The 15,596-nt window shown below is 41.4% G+C and carries 12 protein-coding genes and 1 pseudogene; 5 read left to right on the forward strand and 8 right to left on the reverse strand.

The window, feature by feature from the left end:
- Positions 1 to 9: 9 nt before the first annotated feature.
- Positions 10 to 1,164: a sensor histidine kinase gene (locus AC1DVB_RS00675; protein WP_034315684.1), complete on the reverse strand. Its 1,155-nt coding sequence runs from the start codon at positions 1,162 to 1,164 to the stop codon at positions 10 to 12.
- A 614-nt stretch (positions 1,165 to 1,778) separates the two neighbouring features.
- Here AC1DVB_RS00675 and AC1DVB_RS00680 point away from each other — a divergent pair.
- Together AC1DVB_RS00680 and AC1DVB_RS00685 are read left to right on the forward strand one after the other, a co-directional pair.
- Positions 1,779 to 2,414 carry a YigZ family protein gene (locus AC1DVB_RS00680; protein WP_057278137.1) on the forward strand — a complete coding sequence of 212 codons (636 nt, stop codon included), beginning with the start codon at positions 1,779 to 1,781 and terminating at the stop codon, positions 2,412 to 2,414.
- Between the two features lie 178 nt (positions 2,415 to 2,592).
- Positions 2,593 to 3,615 carry an LCP family protein gene (locus AC1DVB_RS00685; protein WP_268564581.1) on the forward strand — a complete coding sequence of 341 codons (1,023 nt, stop codon included), beginning with the start codon at positions 2,593 to 2,595 and terminating at the stop codon, positions 3,613 to 3,615.
- 195 nt (positions 3,616 to 3,810) lie between these two features.
- Here the strand turns inward: AC1DVB_RS00685 and AC1DVB_RS00690 are convergent, their stop codons facing one another.
- The 3 genes from AC1DVB_RS00690 to AC1DVB_RS00700 form a co-directional block, all read right to left on the reverse strand.
- On the reverse strand, positions 3,811 to 4,860 hold the full coding sequence (locus tag AC1DVB_RS00690) for a glycosyltransferase family 4 protein (RefSeq protein WP_057278139.1): 1,050 nt from the start codon (positions 4,858 to 4,860) through the stop codon (positions 3,811 to 3,813).
- A 76-nt stretch (positions 4,861 to 4,936) separates the two neighbouring features.
- Complete coding sequence (locus AC1DVB_RS00695; RefSeq protein ID WP_454861951.1) at positions 4,937 to 6,040, reverse strand: glycosyltransferase family 4 protein; 1,104 nt, start codon at positions 6,038 to 6,040, stop codon at positions 4,937 to 4,939.
- An 18-nt stretch (positions 6,041 to 6,058) separates the two neighbouring features.
- Positions 6,059 to 6,802 (reverse strand): WecB/TagA/CpsF family glycosyltransferase, encoded by a 744-nt coding sequence (locus AC1DVB_RS00700; RefSeq protein ID WP_057278141.1) that lies wholly within the window; start codon positions 6,800 to 6,802, stop codon positions 6,059 to 6,061.
- 111 nt (positions 6,803 to 6,913) lie between these two features.
- Between AC1DVB_RS00700 and AC1DVB_RS00705 the strand changes: the two genes are divergently transcribed.
- Genes AC1DVB_RS00705 through AC1DVB_RS00715 form a run of 3 tightly spaced genes read left to right on the forward strand, consistent with a single transcriptional unit; the run spans position 6,914 to position 11,066 of the window.
- Complete coding sequence (locus tag AC1DVB_RS00705) at positions 6,914 to 8,344, forward strand: O-antigen ligase family protein (protein ID WP_477587791.1); 1,431 nt, start codon at positions 6,914 to 6,916, stop codon at positions 8,342 to 8,344.
- A gap of 4 nt (positions 8,345 to 8,348) precedes the next feature.
- The gene (gene murJ, locus AC1DVB_RS00710) at positions 8,349 to 9,875 is read left to right on the forward strand and encodes a murein biosynthesis integral membrane protein MurJ (RefSeq protein WP_057278143.1); all 1,527 of its coding nucleotides are present in this window, start codon (positions 8,349 to 8,351) and stop codon (positions 9,873 to 9,875) included.
- Positions 9,876 to 9,899: 24 nt separating this feature from the next.
- Positions 9,900 to 11,066, forward strand: coding sequence for a glycosyltransferase family 4 protein (locus AC1DVB_RS00715; protein WP_057278144.1), 1,167 nt, complete (start codon positions 9,900 to 9,902; stop codon positions 11,064 to 11,066).
- Between the two features lie 38 nt (positions 11,067 to 11,104).
- Here the strand turns inward: AC1DVB_RS00715 and tagH are convergent, their stop codons facing one another.
- From tagH to AC1DVB_RS00735, 4 genes and pseudogenes are all read right to left on the reverse strand, one after another.
- The gene (tagH, locus tag AC1DVB_RS00720; RefSeq protein WP_057278145.1) at positions 11,105 to 11,902 is read right to left on the reverse strand and encodes a teichoic acids export ABC transporter ATP-binding subunit TagH; all 798 of its coding nucleotides are present in this window, start codon (positions 11,900 to 11,902) and stop codon (positions 11,105 to 11,107) included.
- Positions 11,903 to 11,919: 17 nt separating this feature from the next.
- Positions 11,920 to 12,717, reverse strand: coding sequence for an ABC transporter permease (locus AC1DVB_RS00725; RefSeq protein WP_239859787.1), 798 nt, complete (start codon positions 12,715 to 12,717; stop codon positions 11,920 to 11,922).
- A 3-nt stretch (positions 12,718 to 12,720) separates the two neighbouring features.
- A pseudogene (locus tag AC1DVB_RS00730) lies at positions 12,721 to 13,926 on the reverse strand (CDP-glycerol glycerophosphotransferase family protein); the annotation flags it as partial.
- Between the two features lie 123 nt (positions 13,927 to 14,049).
- Complete coding sequence (locus AC1DVB_RS00735; protein ID WP_477587794.1) at positions 14,050 to 15,588, reverse strand: glycosyltransferase family 2 protein; 1,539 nt, start codon at positions 15,586 to 15,588, stop codon at positions 14,050 to 14,052.
- Between the last annotated feature and the right edge of the window lie 8 nt (positions 15,589 to 15,596).

Consider the following 15,596-nt stretch of genomic DNA (forward strand, 5'->3'; position numbering starts at 1 on the left):
TTAATATGTCTATTCTCTATTATTTAAATGGTAGGGAATTTGGATAAATACCAAAGTGCCTGCTCCCGGTTGTGAATCGATAGTCATTTCACCTTCCAGCAGCTCGACTCTTTCTCTCATTCCAACCAAGCCAAATGAGCCTTCTTTTTGAATCGAAGAGTCAAACCCCTTTCCATCATCTTTGACGACGACGGTCACCATCTCCTTGGAAATGGACAGTTTAACTTGAATCTGTTTTGGGTCCGCGTGCTTCAATGAATTTTGTACAGCCTCTTGAACCAGCCTGAATAATGCGACCTCCATATCGGAAGGGAGCCTTTTGACCTGCCCAAGGTTGACGAAATTCAGATTCACGCCATTATTATAGTCTTCGGTCGTTTGCAGGTACTTTCTGAGGGTAGGAACAAGTCCTAAATCATCAAGCGCCATAGGCCGAAGGTCATAGATGATTCTTCGCACTTCATATAAAGCATTCCTTACCATGACCTTTAAACTGCGGATTTCCACTAACGCTTCATCAGGACCTCTCTCCCGCTGCACTCGTTCTATCAGGTCTGAGCGCATCATGACGTTTGCCAGCATTTGCGCCGGACCATCATGGATTTCACGTGAGAGCTTTTTACGTTCCTGCTCCTGGGCTTCGATTATTTTCAGGCCGAAGTCCTGCTTGCGTTTCGCTTCTTGAAGGGCTTCCCCCACAAATTTAAGATCTTGTGTCAAATAATTCTGCACCACCGATATTTGCGAGACGAGATGCACCGCTTTATCGATCGTCTGCTGCAAACCCCTTAACCTTAACTCAAGTTCATCCCGGCGATTACGGAGCTCTTTCTCCAATTGCCGGTTAATTTGTAAATCGACTTGCAGCTTATGTGCCCTTTCATAAGCATCGCGCACTTGTTCTTCAGAAAAATGGTTGAAGTGCATACTGACTTCTGAAAGCCTTTTTCGAGCAAACCTGGCTTTTGAATCCAGTGCATCGCTGTCGGTTATCACAATGGCAACCCTGATTTTCACATCATCAAGCTCTTTTGATAATGTCTCGAAGTCCTTTCGGCATTGTTCGCCGATATCAAAGACTTCATCCTTACTTTCACTAACAGTGCTCACCATTGTTTCTAAGATCTTGTCCAATGCTTTAGCATCAACCTTTTTTATGGACATTAAGATCCCTCCACTTAAATCAAAAGACTTAAACAATTTATTGTCTTAAAGACTATGTATATGGAAAAAAGTTCTTTCCCTTTTTCATGAATGGTTAAATTTCAGGAAACATTTGTATGAAGTAACCTTCATGAACATATTGTACCAAAAAAAGTTTAAAAATACGTTAATTCCCTTTTTGATTTCCATAAAATGTACATACTTACTATACATCTCATAATCCGGCCATTAAGTCTGCCTATTAAAGGCCGAAAGCCATATCAATTATCCTAATACAAAATATCCTTTTCAATCAAATGGGATATTCCGCTCCATTGATTATCATATGAAACAGATGCATTTATTAAATGGCAAAATCCTTGAAATGAGAGGACACGTTAAGGTAAAGCCAGGATAATGGCACAGAACTCATGTTTTTCCTATAATGTTATTCTTTTAAGCATATATGACCAGCTAATAACAATAACAGGCAATGAAATTAATTATAACACGTACATCTTTATCTTATATTAAAGTTTCTTTACACATGCAGTATGTAAATGAATCGTGATTGCCACTTTTTCCGCAAAGCCTTATAATAAATCAACTAATAGGAAGCACGAAGGTGGAATAATATGCTCACTCAATATTTAACGGTGGCAGGTCGCGGCGAACATGAAATCGTCATTGAAAAATCCCGTTTTATTTCCCACATCGCCCGGGTCGAAACCGAAGATGCCGCACAGGCCTTTATCCAGGAAATCAAGAAAAAGCACAAAGATGCTACACATAATTGTTCAGCTTATATGATCGGGGAACAAAATCAAATCCAAAAAGCCCTCGACGATGGGGAACCGAGCGGAACTGCAGGCGTCCCTATCCTAGAAGTGCTTAAGAAGAAAGAACTGAAAGACACAGCTGTTGTGGTCACTCGGTATTTTGGCGGCATCAAACTTGGTGCTGGCGGTCTCATTCGCGCTTACAGCAAAGCGACTTCAGAAGGGATAAATGCCACTGGTGTCGTCATTAGGAAACTGATGCGGGTCATTTCGACAACCGTCGACTATACCTGGCTTGGAAAATTGGAAAACGAATTGCGCTCTTCCATTTATCAAATAAAGGAAATTCAATACCTTGATCAGGTCAATATCCTTGTATATGTTGAGGAAACACAAAAAGAGACATATATCGCTTGGATTACAGAGCTGACAAATGGTCAGGGCCATATCACCGAGGAAGAAATGCTTTATTTGGAAGAGGAATTCTCCTGATATACTCCTGCATATTTTCCCTTTTTTTTGCTGTAATATAATTGAAAAGAAATATTTATTTTACGAAATTATTAAATCATTGTAAAATTAGGTGTAATATATGACGAAATATAAACTGCAGGATTCGAAAAATAGCGATATATGTCTGATGTTCGTTATTTAAAAGGAGAAGAAAAAGATGTCTACTACTAGGCGTGTTTATAAAATTAAAAAAACAAAGAAAAAAAGGCGAAAGAGGCTTTGGTTATTGCTTGTTCCCCTTCTGGTACTTGGTCTGGGGGCTTCTACGTATGCTGCAACCCTGTATATGAAAGCCCAGAATGTATTCAATGATTCCTATGACCCTGTGGAAGCTTCAGCAAAGCGGGATGCAGCGATCGACCCGCTCGAAGATAATTTCTCGATACTTTTCATAGGAATCGATGATAGCAAGGACCGTGACTTAAAAGGAAATTCCCGGTCGGATGCTTTAATGCTGGCCACATTCAATAAAGATCAAAAGTCTATAAAACTATTAAGCATTCCGCGTGATTCCTATGTGTACGTGCCAGCCAAAGGCGTAACCACGAAAATCAACGCGGCCCATGCAGCCGGCGGACCGAAAGCGACGATGGACACCGTAGAGGAGTTACTCGATGTCCCTGTCGATTATTATGTTCGCATGAACTTCAATGCTTTCATCGATGTCGTAGATTCATTGGATGGCATCGAAGTCGACGTCCCTTATGAAATAAATGAAATCGATTCACATGACAAAAAGAATGCCATCCACCTCGAAGAAGGATTACAGACCGTTGATGGTGAAGAAGCATTAGCATTTGCACGGACACGTAAAAAGGACAGTGATATCCAACGCGGCGAGCGTCAGCAGGAAGTGCTGAAAGCCATCATTGCCAAAGCAACCTCTGCTGGATCACTGACGAAATATACAGACGTAATGGAAGCTGTCGGCGACAATATGACAACGAACCTTAAATTCTCGCAAATGAGAGGTTTCATAAAATATGTGACTACCGATAAAGGCATCAATCTTGAAACCATCAAACTTGAAGGACAGGATTCTACCATTAACGGAACCTATTATTATCAACTGAACGATACATCATTAGCGAACACTAAGCTGTTGCTTCAATCCCACTTGAACTTGGGACCAGCTGAAGGCAATCAAACTGAAGCAGTTCAATCACAAATACAAGAATAAAGCGACCCCCCACTCGTCATGAGTGGGGGGTTTTTAATGCATTCCGTACCATGTCTTATTTGCAACCACATACTGCCGCAAGAATGGCCCTAATAAGATCAAGCACGCATTGCAAAAAAAGCCACCAACCGTTACTTCAAACGATTGGTGGCTTTCCAATAAAACTAGCGAATCTAGTAATCTATTCCTAAAAGATCATGGCTTGTTTTTAAAGTTGAGCATCTTGAGCAACGGCTGGTAGTTTGAATTGACCAAGCCAATTTTCTCCACGAAAATCTCTATGATCAGCAGGAGTCCCGTTACAAGGATCAAAGCCCCCCACATCGTGGCAAATGAAAAGATTATGGCCGCTAAACCAAAGCAAGCAGCTAAAGCATAAATGAGCAAGACAGTTTGCTTATGGGTGAATCCCAAGTTTATCAAACAGTGATGTAAATGTGATTTATCAGCAGCCGAGATCGGCTGTTTATTGACGACCCTGCGGATAATCGCGAAAAATGTATCCGAAATGGGAACACCCAAAATGATGATCGGTACGATCAAGGAAATCATCGTTACGTTTTTAAACCCTAGAAGGGAAAGAACGGCAATGATGTAACCTAAGAATAAGGCACCTGTATCCCCCATGAAAATCTTTGCCGGATGGAAGTTATATTTCAAGAAACCAAGGGTGCTTCCAATCACGATCAATGCGACCATGGCAACAAATAGATCCCCTTTAATAAGGGCCATAGTTGCGATTGTCACTAATGCGATCGTCGAGACACCGCCTGCAAGACCATCCAGTCCATCTATTAGGTTGATTGCATTAATGATGCTGACAATCCACAAAATGGTGATCGGTATACTGAAAACACCAAACTCAAGTGTATCGGTAAAGAACGGCAAGTTGATGAATTCCACTTCAAGACCGCCCCATAATACAATAATCAGGGCAGCCAAAACCTGGCCCAGGAATTTGGGTGCAGCTCTTAATTCAAAAATATCATCAGCCATCCCGATCAATATGATGACAAGGGCTCCCACCAGAAGGGGCAGCTGCTCCCCAAAATCATCCATGAAAAGCAAGAAGGTAATGAAAAAACTCAAAAATATAGCCAAACCGCCCATGCGCGGCATAATTTTACTATGCACTTTTCGCTCACTCGGTTTATCGGTAGCTCCTAATTTAAAGGCCAGCTTTCCGACAAAAGGAGTCAAAAAAATGGATAATAAAAAGGCTACCAACAAGGCCCCTATTAACATCAAGAACCACCTCAATTCAACTAAAAATCTAATACCCGTTACGATCTATAAGAAAACCTATATATAAATGCTTATTTTAATTTTTCATCCTCAAATAAACATTATATACGTTATTGGCTAAAATCTCTATAGAAAAGTTGTTTTTTGCAAATTTTTGTAAATCCAGCCCTATCTTTGTCAAGTCCCCGGATTTTTTTAATTCCAAAGCATTGCAAATGGCCAGTTTCAGCTGTTCGGCATTGCCGATATCCGTTATCCAGCCCTTGCTCCGATCGGGAATCAATTCCTGTACACCGCCGACATCACTAGTGATTGCCGGAAGACCGGATCTTGCTCCTTCAAGTAAAACGAGTGGAAAACTTTCGCTTAAGGAAGTCAATAATGTGATGTCCCCCAACGGGTAGATTCGATCTAAATCTTCACGATACCCTAAAAAGTACACATGATCGGATAACCCCTTTTCCGAGACCATCTCTTCCAGAGCGGATCTCCTGCTTCCGTCCCCTGCAAGTATCAGCTTCACATGGGGGAATTCCGATACCACTTCACTTAATGCCGCTAAAGCAAATTCATGACCTTTCACCGGTTCAAGCCTTGCAGGCATGATGATGATGAAGTCATCTTTCCCGAACCCGAAATCTTCTCTTTGAAACGGGAAAGGCAGTTCCTTTTCAAAGTCAATTCCGTTCAGGATCTTTGTTATTTTGGTCGAATGGATTCCTTGGTCAATCAAGTCCTGCTTAAAGCGGTCGGAAACCGCCAGTATATGATCAGCATATTGAAATGACCTTACATGAAGGCCCGTAAACAATTTCCCTTTTACACCCTGCCCTAAAAAATCATGATGAGGCGAACTGTGAACAGTAAGGAGCCATGGGCATTTAAAGAGGCGCTTTATAAAAGCACCATATATATTGGCCCGCGGACCATGTGTATGGATGATGTCTATATTATTTAGACGGATAAAGTCCCTTAAAGGTTTCAAAATTGAAAGGTCATATTTGGAATGTTGCTTGAAAAGTTCAGTTTGTATCCCAGAGGACATGGCCCGCCGGTATAGTTCACCCTTTTCAAATACACCTAGCAAACACTCCTCTTTATTCAATTGGTTCAATAAGGACATAATATGAAACATACCGCCGCCGGTTTCATTCCCAGCGTTCAAGTGCAAGATTCTCATCCAGTCCACTCCTTATGTTCAGGAACGCTGCACCGTTTTCCTTAACCGCCTAACCTTTAATACGAATCTTGGCAGCGCAAGCATCCGTTTCCACCGTGAAGGTTGCTGGATTAGTCGGTACAACCATTCAAGACGCATTTTTTGCCAGAAAACCGGGGCGCGGTTCACCTTTCCCGCAAGTACATCAAAGCTTCCCCCTACTCCCATGAATAACCCTTTATTGAATAACGCATAGTGTCTGGATACCCATTTCTCCTGCCTGGGGAACCCTAATGCAGTCAAGATGATGTCAGGTTCAAGTTCCGCTATCGACTTCGGCAGGGCATCATCCTTGATATCAATGTAACCATGGTTGTATCCCACCAACTCGAGACCCGGGTATAATTCTTTTACTTTCAGGGCCGCTGCTTCAATCACGTTTTCCTCCGCTCCAAGCAGATATACCTTCAACGCTTTTTCATCAGCGACCCGAAATAATTCATTCATCAAGTCGAATCCTGTAATCCGCTCTTGTAAAGGTTGATTTAGCCATTTAGAGGCCATAATAATACCAACGCCATCCGGAGTGATGTAATCAGCCGATATAATGATGTCTTTATAGTCCTTATGTTCATTTGCATACTCGACTATTTCGGGATTTGCCGTAACGACAAACGTTTTTTCCTGATTCATCAATCTCGGATAAATCATTCTATTCATGAACTCATCCATATTGCTATCAATGAATGGTATGGTTAGTATCTCAACAAACTTCTCTGTCATTTCACTTCAGCCTTTCATATGTACTATACATCTAAAGGGTGGGGTATTATTCAAGAAATTTTTTCATACACATCATAGAACATGATTTTTGATTCAAAGGTGGTTAATCAATTGAAGTTTATAGAAAAACAATCGTTACCCATTCTATTTCTGTGCCTGCTCATCCCATCGGCAGTGCCTCACCCTATCGCCGGTTACATGGCAACGGCGTTGATGCTCGTCTTTATCGGTATAAATAAAAAAAACCTGTTATTAATTCTATTCATTTATTTCCCTGCCCGTCCCCTATTGATGGAACTGAATAGCGGCTTAACTTATACAGGTGACCTGATCATCCTCACCTTATTCATTTCTTTGCTTATTGAAAAATTCAAAAAGAACGAATGGCCATTTTCGAAATATCATTTCACTGCGCCATTTTGGTTGTTTTGTTTAATTGGTGCCGGTGCTGCACTCATAAACGGGGTGGGAATCCTCCCCATCTTGTTTGAACTCCGTGCATTGCTTATTACATTCTTGCTTCTTTACATTATCGGTGAATTAAATCTAGAAAGAAAGGATATCTTTCGCTTTTTGAAGGTAATCCTAATATTTACTATCTTACTTTGCCTGCATGGCATAGTGGAGAAAATCTTTTCACGTACCATTCTGCTTCCCCACGCATGGGAACTATGGAATCTTTCTTCAACAAATCGGATGAGGATATATGGAGCACCAGCTAATCCTAATGTATTTGCCTTATTCTTAAGCATCCAGTTATTCCTTGGTTTCTTTCTATTTCAATCGCTGAAAAAATATAAATGGATCGTCTTCCTGGCAGCCATCCTGATTTCCGGAACGTTACTGCTTACCTATTCGCGGGGCACGATGATCGCATTCGGGTTCGCTGCGCTTGTCTTTATAATTTGGACTAGAAATAAACCATTTCTCAAATATGCTGTAGGAGCATTTTGTCTCGGCCTGCTTCTTATTTATTACCCAGTTTTATTTGCATCAAGCAAAGTGGAGGTATCCGCATCGATTCCCATGGAAAACGTGGTGATTGGCAGCACCCCCTCTTCCGAACACGAACATGCCCTCTCCAATCGATTTTCAGAAATGTTCTCTGATAAGACCCTGCACCAAAGTACGGAATGGGGCCGGTTATATGTCCTAATCAAGGGAATTGAAATTTTCAAAGATCACCCGATAATCGGCACCGGGCTAGCAACCTTCGGAGATTCTGCCACACTTTCCTTCTCCTCACCAATCTATCAGGAGTACCAAATTGGTGAAAGGATGTATACCGATAATCAATATATCCAGATTCTGGTCCAAACTGGTGTGCTGGGCTTCCTTGCGGTTCTTGCATTCATCTTTTTCACCTGCCGGCAAATCCTGAAATCGGGAAAAGGCGCATTCGCGGCGTTCAACATCTGCCTGATGTTGGCCGCATTACTAGCAGGACTTTTCTACAATATTCTCGAAGATAAAACGTTTACGCTGGTATTTTATAGTTGTTTGGGATTCTGTTTACAGAAGGACATCATTTTAAAGGATTGAAAATATGCCTACTCTTTCAAATGTCATTAAATCGGTCGGGCTCGTCACCATTATTGCAGCCATTGGAAAAGTCCTCGGATTCGGGCGGGAATCGATCATAGCCGCCTATTTCGGGGCATCATCCATGGCGGATGTTTTTTTCGTGGCAAGCCTCATACCAACCATTCTTTTTACGGCTCTCGGCAGCGGTCTTCAGGCCGGCGTTATTCCTATTTACTTGGAAAAGAAAGCGGATAACCCAAAGAAGGCGGACGAATTCATCAGTGTTTTAGGTTCTTTCTTCATGCTGGTTGCCGGAGTCCTGACCATTGCCTGCATGATTTTCATAAAGCCGCTCGTCATGATGACAGCCCCGGGTTTCTCCGATTCAGAGCTTGCCCTGACGGAGTCACTGACCCGGATCATGCTGCCCAGTTTACTATTTTTCACGCTTTCATACATGGCGACGGGGGTCCTGAATGCGAATAAGCGCTTTATTCTGCCGGCACTCACTTCAACTGCACAAAACACGGTCATTATAGCAGCCACCGTATTATTCGCTGCTCCCTTTGGGATTGAAGGACTGGCTTGGGGGTTTGTGTTCGGTGCAGCAAGCCAGTTCCTTATTCAATACCCATCATTGAAGAAATACGGAATCCGGCCCATCGTCTCTTTCCTGCCTCATAAAAGGCAGATCGCACAAACACTGTTCACCTTTTACCCAATCATTATCGCCGCCTTGGCGATCCAGTTGAATAGTGTCGTCGATCGGATCATTGCGACTTCGCTCGAAACTGGGAGCGTATCGGCCCTTAATTATGCGAATCGCCTGCTGTGGCTGCCATTGAGCATTGTCCTTACGCCGCTGATTACCGTATTGTACCCTTCAATCGTCGAGCGCGCACTCATAGGCTATCAATCTTTCCTTAATTTGACCTTAAAAGGGTTGAAATCGCTGTTATTTCTAGCGATTCCGTTCATGGTCGTCATGTTAATCAGCGGAAACAGCCTAATCACTCTGGCTTTCCAACGCGGGGCTTTCGATGCTTCAGCAACTGACATGACTTATAGGGCATTCCTCTTTTATTCAGCTTGCCTCCCGTTCTTTGCACTGAGGGATTATTTGATGAACGCCTTTTACGCCTTGAAGAAAACGAAAGTGGCCATGTATTCCTGCCTGATTGCCGTTTTGCTTAACGTGCTGCTCAGCTGGGTTCTATCACGTTATCTCGGCGTCGGTGGCATTGCTTTAGCATCGGGGATTTCCATGCTCCTGCAATCTCTCTACCTTTTCGGCTACCTATGGCTGAAGACAGGAAAAACGGACAAGGCCGCTTTCAGGGATGTTTTTCAGGAAAGCGGCAAGCTTACCATCATCGGAGCCATCCTTTACGGAATCGCTCTCTGGATCCATCCGCTTACCCTATCGTTGCCCATCATCATGGAATTGGTGATCATCACGCTGCTGGTATTCGGATTATATCTCGGATTATCCATGCTTTTTAAAGTACGCAGCCTGCAAGGGATGAAAAGGATCAGACCATCAAAGTAATCCATTAGAAGAAGGAGTGCCAATATGAACATTTTAATCACAACGATTTTCAACTACCCTCATGAAGGAGGGCTATCGAGCCATATCACTACGTTAAAAAAGGGGTTAATGTCACGGGGCCATAATGTGGACATATTATCTTTCTCTCAATTACCAGCTTTCAAGAGGAAGATGCTCGCCCAGGCTCCTGGATTTTTATTAAATAAAGTAAAACAGGGGAGCGGCCAGCTTTTCAATGATCGGCAACGCCAAAAATTATTGGCTTCATCTATTAACGCCTTGAAAAAGGACTATGATGTCATTAATGCCCAAGACATTTTCGCAACCCTCGCTTCCATCGAATCCGGGATACCAACGGTGCAAACCGTCCATGGATATTATTCATTCGAGGCAGTCAGCAGGGGCGCCCTTCTTCCGGACAGTGAAGAAGATTTGATCATTCGCGAGCTAGAAAGAAAAGCTTATCAGTCAGCTGCAAAAGTTGTGACGGTCGATCAAAGGATCAAAGACTATATAAATCATTTGGCACATATAGAGGCGGATACGATCAAGAACTTCATTGACGTGTCCGCTTTTAAACCGGAGATGGCAAAGCGGGAGCAAACTCGCCGGGACTTTCAAATACCGTTACATAAAAAGATGCTTTTCGTTCCGAGAAGAATGACGGAAAAGAACGGTGTCATCTACCCGCTCCTTGCTTTGCCGGAGGTGCTGGAAAAACATCCTGAAACCGTTTTGGTCTATGCAGGTACAGGGGAACAGCGAAGCCGACTTGAGGAAACCGCAGCCAGTCTCAATATATCCGCTTCCGTACTTTTCCTGGGTTCTGTGCCGTTCGAGAAAATGCATAACCTCTATGAAGCATCGGACATCGTACTCATCCCTAGCGTTCATTCCCACGGGGTGGAAGAAGCGACTTCCATTTCCGCTTTAGAAGCGATGAGTTGCCGCTCACCCGTCATTGCAAGCGCAATCGGAGGTTTAAAGGAGATTCTCATTGATGGCGAAGATGGCCTTTTAGTAGAGGAAAAAAATAAAGAAGCACTTGCACAAGCCATCTCCCTTCTGCTTAAAGACCCTGAATATGCAGCAAAGTTAGCTTCGAAAGCAAGGTATAAAATGGAAAGCGAATACTCCCACCTTACAGCAGCCGAGCGGTTTGAGAAAGCTTATGTTGAAGTGCTTAACTAAAAAAAGGCAGACCCGAAGCCCGGGTCTGCTTTTCACATTCATACCAGTGCGGAACTACGCCTTTTCATTTGCTCTTCACGGTATTTTTTCTGTTCTTGTTTAGACATGGCGTTATATTCTTTTAAGAATGCCTCATATTGCGGCATTACTTCCTTCATGTCACCGTATGCCTTTAACTCTCCATATTCAAGCCATAATGCCTTTTGGCAAAATTTCTTCATCTGACCGATTGAATGGCTGACAAAGAACATCGTTTTGCCCTTTGCCTTAAATTCGTTCATTTTCTCTAAACACTTCTCAGCAAAGTTTTTATCCCCGACAGATAAGGCTTCATCAATAATCAGGATATCTGGATCGATATGCACGGAAATGGAAAAACCAAGCCTGGACTTCATGCCGCTTGAGTAGGATTTCACCGGTTGGTCAATGAACTTACCAAGCTCCGAAAACTCAATGATCTCAGGCTCAAGTTCTTTGATGCGATTTTTATCGAATCCGAGCATCAGCATTTTCAGTTCGATGTTTTCCCTGCCCGTCAACTGATTATTCAGGCCCGATGAAACGGCAATCAAGGCCGTTTTCCCATTAGTTTGGACATTTCCGTCCGTAGGCGGGACAATGCCTGCAATAATATTGGACAATGTGGATTTACCTGATCCGTTGACCCCGACAAATCCTATTACATCGCCCTTTTCTGCTTCAAAACTAACATTCCTCAGAGCGAAGTACTCTTCCCCATAGCTTTTAGGCAAAAGGAGATCCAATAATTTTTCCGAGTTTTTATTATATAATTTATACTTTTTCGTTATATCTTTGACTACCACCGATTTTTCCAAATTTTCTCACTTCCAGTTTACTTAAAGTCAACAAAGCGATCTCTGAACCTGACATGCAGCGAGGAACCTATCATAAACAAGATGATAACGACTGCCCAGAAATAAAGCGTATACTCCCAATGCGCTATCAGATACCATGATTCCCCCAACAACGAAGCTCGATACCCTTCCACAATATAATATAGTGGATTCAGCTTCATGATGTTGACTATGGTAGGATGTTCCTTAGCATCCATTACCCAAAGGATTGGTGTTAAATAAAACATGACTTTCATTAAGGACACGATGATATTATGAACGTCACGAATGATGGTTGATAATGTTGAAGTGATTAAACCCAATGAAAATAACAGCAAGACCGTCGCTGCAACATAATACGGCAGTTGCAAGATGTAGAGTGTAGGGAGGTAACCTGTAAACCCTAATAGGATGATGATGACTACCAGCAGCATGAGATGCTGATACAACTTAGCAAAGATGACATACGATGGAATCACACTCATCGGAAAGCTCATCTTGGATACCATATTCATTCGGGAATAAACGGATTTGGACGTTTGGGTTATGGCCGGGTTCACAAAGAACCAGACAACGATCCCTGCCATCAGCCATGGAAGGAAATCATCCCCGCGATTCAAGATGATAAATCCAAATACAAACCAATAAATCGCAATCTGTATCATCGGATTGATGATTTCCCATAGGACTCCCAGGTAGTTACTGCTGTTGGCACTTTTCACCTCATAAACAGATAAACGCCTTACCAAATAAAAATGTTTGATTTGTTCTTTTAAAACGGTCAAAGCTGAACTCATAAATTACACAGACCTTCCTAAAAACACTTTTTCTACGACACGGCGTGAAGCCTGGCCATCCTCGAGTGCACAAAACCGCTCGTGAAAATGATTGATATCATTGGTATTTTCATATTTCATCGTCTTGATACTATCAATGACCGCATCAGATGTTTTGACTAACAAACCTGGTGCATTCTTTTCGAAATCAAAGTAAAATCCGCGAAGCTTATCCCTGTAATTTTCAATATCATATACATAGAAAAGCATCGGACGCTGTAAATTTGCGTAATCAAAGAATACGGATGAATAATCGGTTATTAATAAATCCGAAATAAGATACAAATGACTAATATCTTCGTAACTGGATAAATCATAGGCGAATCCTTCATACGCCGATAAATCCAAGTTCTCAGAAACCAAATAATGAAGACGGAGCAAAATGACATACTCCTCCCCCAATTCCCGTTTCATTCGATCCAAATCCAGTTTTATTTCGAACTTATATTTTCCCTTGCTATAAAACTCATCATCCCTCCAAGTCGGGGCATATAAAACGATCTTTTTCTCTATTGGTATACCCAACTTCTGTTTCAATGAGTCGATTGTATCACGATTATTCCCGTTGTAAAGGATATCATTACGTGGATAACCGGTTTCCAGAATTTTAGAGGCATCGACATTGAAGGCCCGGGCAAAGATTTCACTTGAATAAGCATTCGGTGAGATTAAATAATCCCATTTACTTGATTCGGCATGGAAATTTTCTTTATATTTATCCGTCGTCGTTCCAGGCATATGAACTTCATTCATATCCGCCGCAAGCTTCTTTAGTGGAGTACCATGCCACGTTTGCAAATAGATCGTGTGCTTCGGCTTCGGAATCCAAAGCGGAAGCCTGCTGTTCGTCACCCAATAACGGGCCCTTGTCATTTTGAGCAGCCAACTGAATGAAAAACGATCGAGATATGGAATGCCTGCCTCTTCGAAAAGAGCTGCATATCTTTTATCCACGCTCCAATACATTTTATATTCAGGATGGTTACTCTGCAAGTATTCATAAATCGCCCGGGGATTACAGCTATACTGCTTGCCCAAAAAGCTCTCAAAAATGACAAGCTTCTGGTCCACTGGCAACACTGTGCCCGCCAATGCAAAAGCCATTTTATATCCTCTTAAAATAATTGCTTTAGCCTTATTTTTAACTAACGATAGAAAGGAAGGTCTCTTTGGGGTTTGTACATTTTCATTTGACATATCCGATCTCCCTTTTTATTGATTAATGATCATTTCAAACTAAAAATAAGCTCACCCAATAAAAGGGAGAGCTTATTTTTGGCGTACTTCTAACAGCTACTCCAAAGACTTAATTGCCAGTCCCAAATTATTTGCCACTGTTGTATAAAACTCCACATTTTTCTTATTATACGTCATCTTATTTTTCAAGATCCTTTTAATATTCACCAGTTGATAATCATTGTAGCGAATGAACACTGTAAATAATGACATTTCCATTTTATCAATTTCTTCTAAAGAAACAGTAAACTGACCTCTATTACCTTCTATTTGAACTCCGCAATTGATTTCATTGTCCATTCTTTTTCGATCACGTATCAATACTGAATCTATGTTGTCTATATCATCACCATAAATCTCAAAACTTTGGTGGTAGACATTATCCATGATAAAGGAATCCATTGCACGGGCAAGCATCGGTATCCTGACAAAACGATATTCGTCCTCCAGAAATGGCAGTTCATAATATGGTAAACCGTCTTTAATGTGATACTTTTTATTGGAATCTCGCTTTAACCATTCAAATAACTTTACGAAATCCTCAATGCGATCCCCCATGAATAATTCAAGAGCCAATTTATAAATAGGCACCTTAAATTCATTCTTAAAATCATATGACAAGTTTTTCGCAGTTTCGACAGCTTCCCTTAATATTTCTATAAAATCTTCTTTATTCTTGGATTTCACAAAAGTTTGGCTGTCGAACGTTTTTACAATATCGTACTCATAAATCCGGTTAAGGGCCACCTTTTTCAATTCAATGGCAATGTCTTTGGATTGAATATACTTTATTATGTCGATATCCGCTTTTCTTTTTTCCAGCACATTCGTAACACGTGTTAAAGAAGAGGGATTTTCTGAAGTCCTATTGACATAATAAATAGGTTTTTTAGTAGTTGATACTGCTCTGACTTTAAAGAAAACATCATTAAAAAACCATTTATCTTCACCGAATTTCATATTCGGAAAACCAATTTCATGTTCTTTAACCATAGGCAGATTCATCATCCTGGCCGTTGGACCCATATGATAAAAAAAGTGCGGAACATCCATTGGGGTGATGCTTCTTCTTTCTTTAATGGAAGCAAACTCACCGATGACACTCTCTGCCTCAGATTCGACTTTTACCGTTTTGCCCACTACATAATCATCACCGGTTTCCTCCAGGATATTATAGAGGCTTTCCAGTCCATCATGGTCAAGCCAGTCATCCGCGTCTAAAAAAGTTATATATTTGGATGTTCCCAATTCAATTCCAATGTTTCTAGGGGTCCCAGGTGAACCATTATTTTCTTGAAGAGTAACTGAACAGATATTTTTATATTTAGCTGTATACTCCTGAATGATTTTATTGGTAGCATCAGTCGAACAATCATCAATAATGATATATTCAATCTGATCTATACCCATTGTCTGATTTATTACTGATTCAATCGTTTTTCTGATGAATTTTTCAGCATTATAAGCAGCCGTGACTACAGTGACCTTTTTTTCTTTTCCTAAAAATTTATTCCTTAAGCCTACAGGGTTATTTTTTATTGAAATTTTACCGCTCTTTAAAAGTTCCCTCGCCTTTTGACGTACCAAGAAATTCATACGATTCC

Source organism: Peribacillus sp. P4_D6 (assembly GCF_056401795.1).

Coding starts and splice junctions, on each gene's coding strand:
- AC1DVB_RS00715 (WP_057278144.1), top strand. CDS start 9,900: ATGAACATTTTAATCACAACGATTTTCAACTACCCTCATGAAGGAGGG.
- AC1DVB_RS00685 (WP_268564581.1), top strand. CDS start 2,593: ATGTCTACTACTAGGCGTGTTTATAAAATTAAAAAAACAAAGAAAAAA.
- AC1DVB_RS00695 (WP_454861951.1), bottom strand. CDS start 6,040: ATGAGAATCTTGCACTTGAACGCTGGGAATGAAACCGGCGGCGGTATG.
- AC1DVB_RS00690 (WP_057278139.1), bottom strand. CDS start 4,860: ATGTTAATAGGGGCCTTGTTGGTAGCCTTTTTATTATCCATTTTTTTG.
- murJ (WP_057278143.1), top strand. CDS start 8,349: ATGCCTACTCTTTCAAATGTCATTAAATCGGTCGGGCTCGTCACCATT.
- AC1DVB_RS00725 (WP_239859787.1), bottom strand. CDS start 12,717: ATGAGTTCAGCTTTGACCGTTTTAAAAGAACAAATCAAACATTTTTAT.
- AC1DVB_RS00700 (WP_057278141.1), bottom strand. CDS start 6,802: ATGACAGAGAAGTTTGTTGAGATACTAACCATACCATTCATTGATAGC.
- AC1DVB_RS00735 (WP_477587794.1), bottom strand. CDS start 15,588: ATGAATTTCTTGGTACGTCAAAAGGCGAGGGAACTTTTAAAGAGCGGT.
- AC1DVB_RS00680 (WP_057278137.1), top strand. CDS start 1,779: ATGCTCACTCAATATTTAACGGTGGCAGGTCGCGGCGAACATGAAATC.
- AC1DVB_RS00675 (WP_034315684.1), bottom strand. CDS start 1,164: ATGTCCATAAAAAAGGTTGATGCTAAAGCATTGGACAAGATCTTAGAA.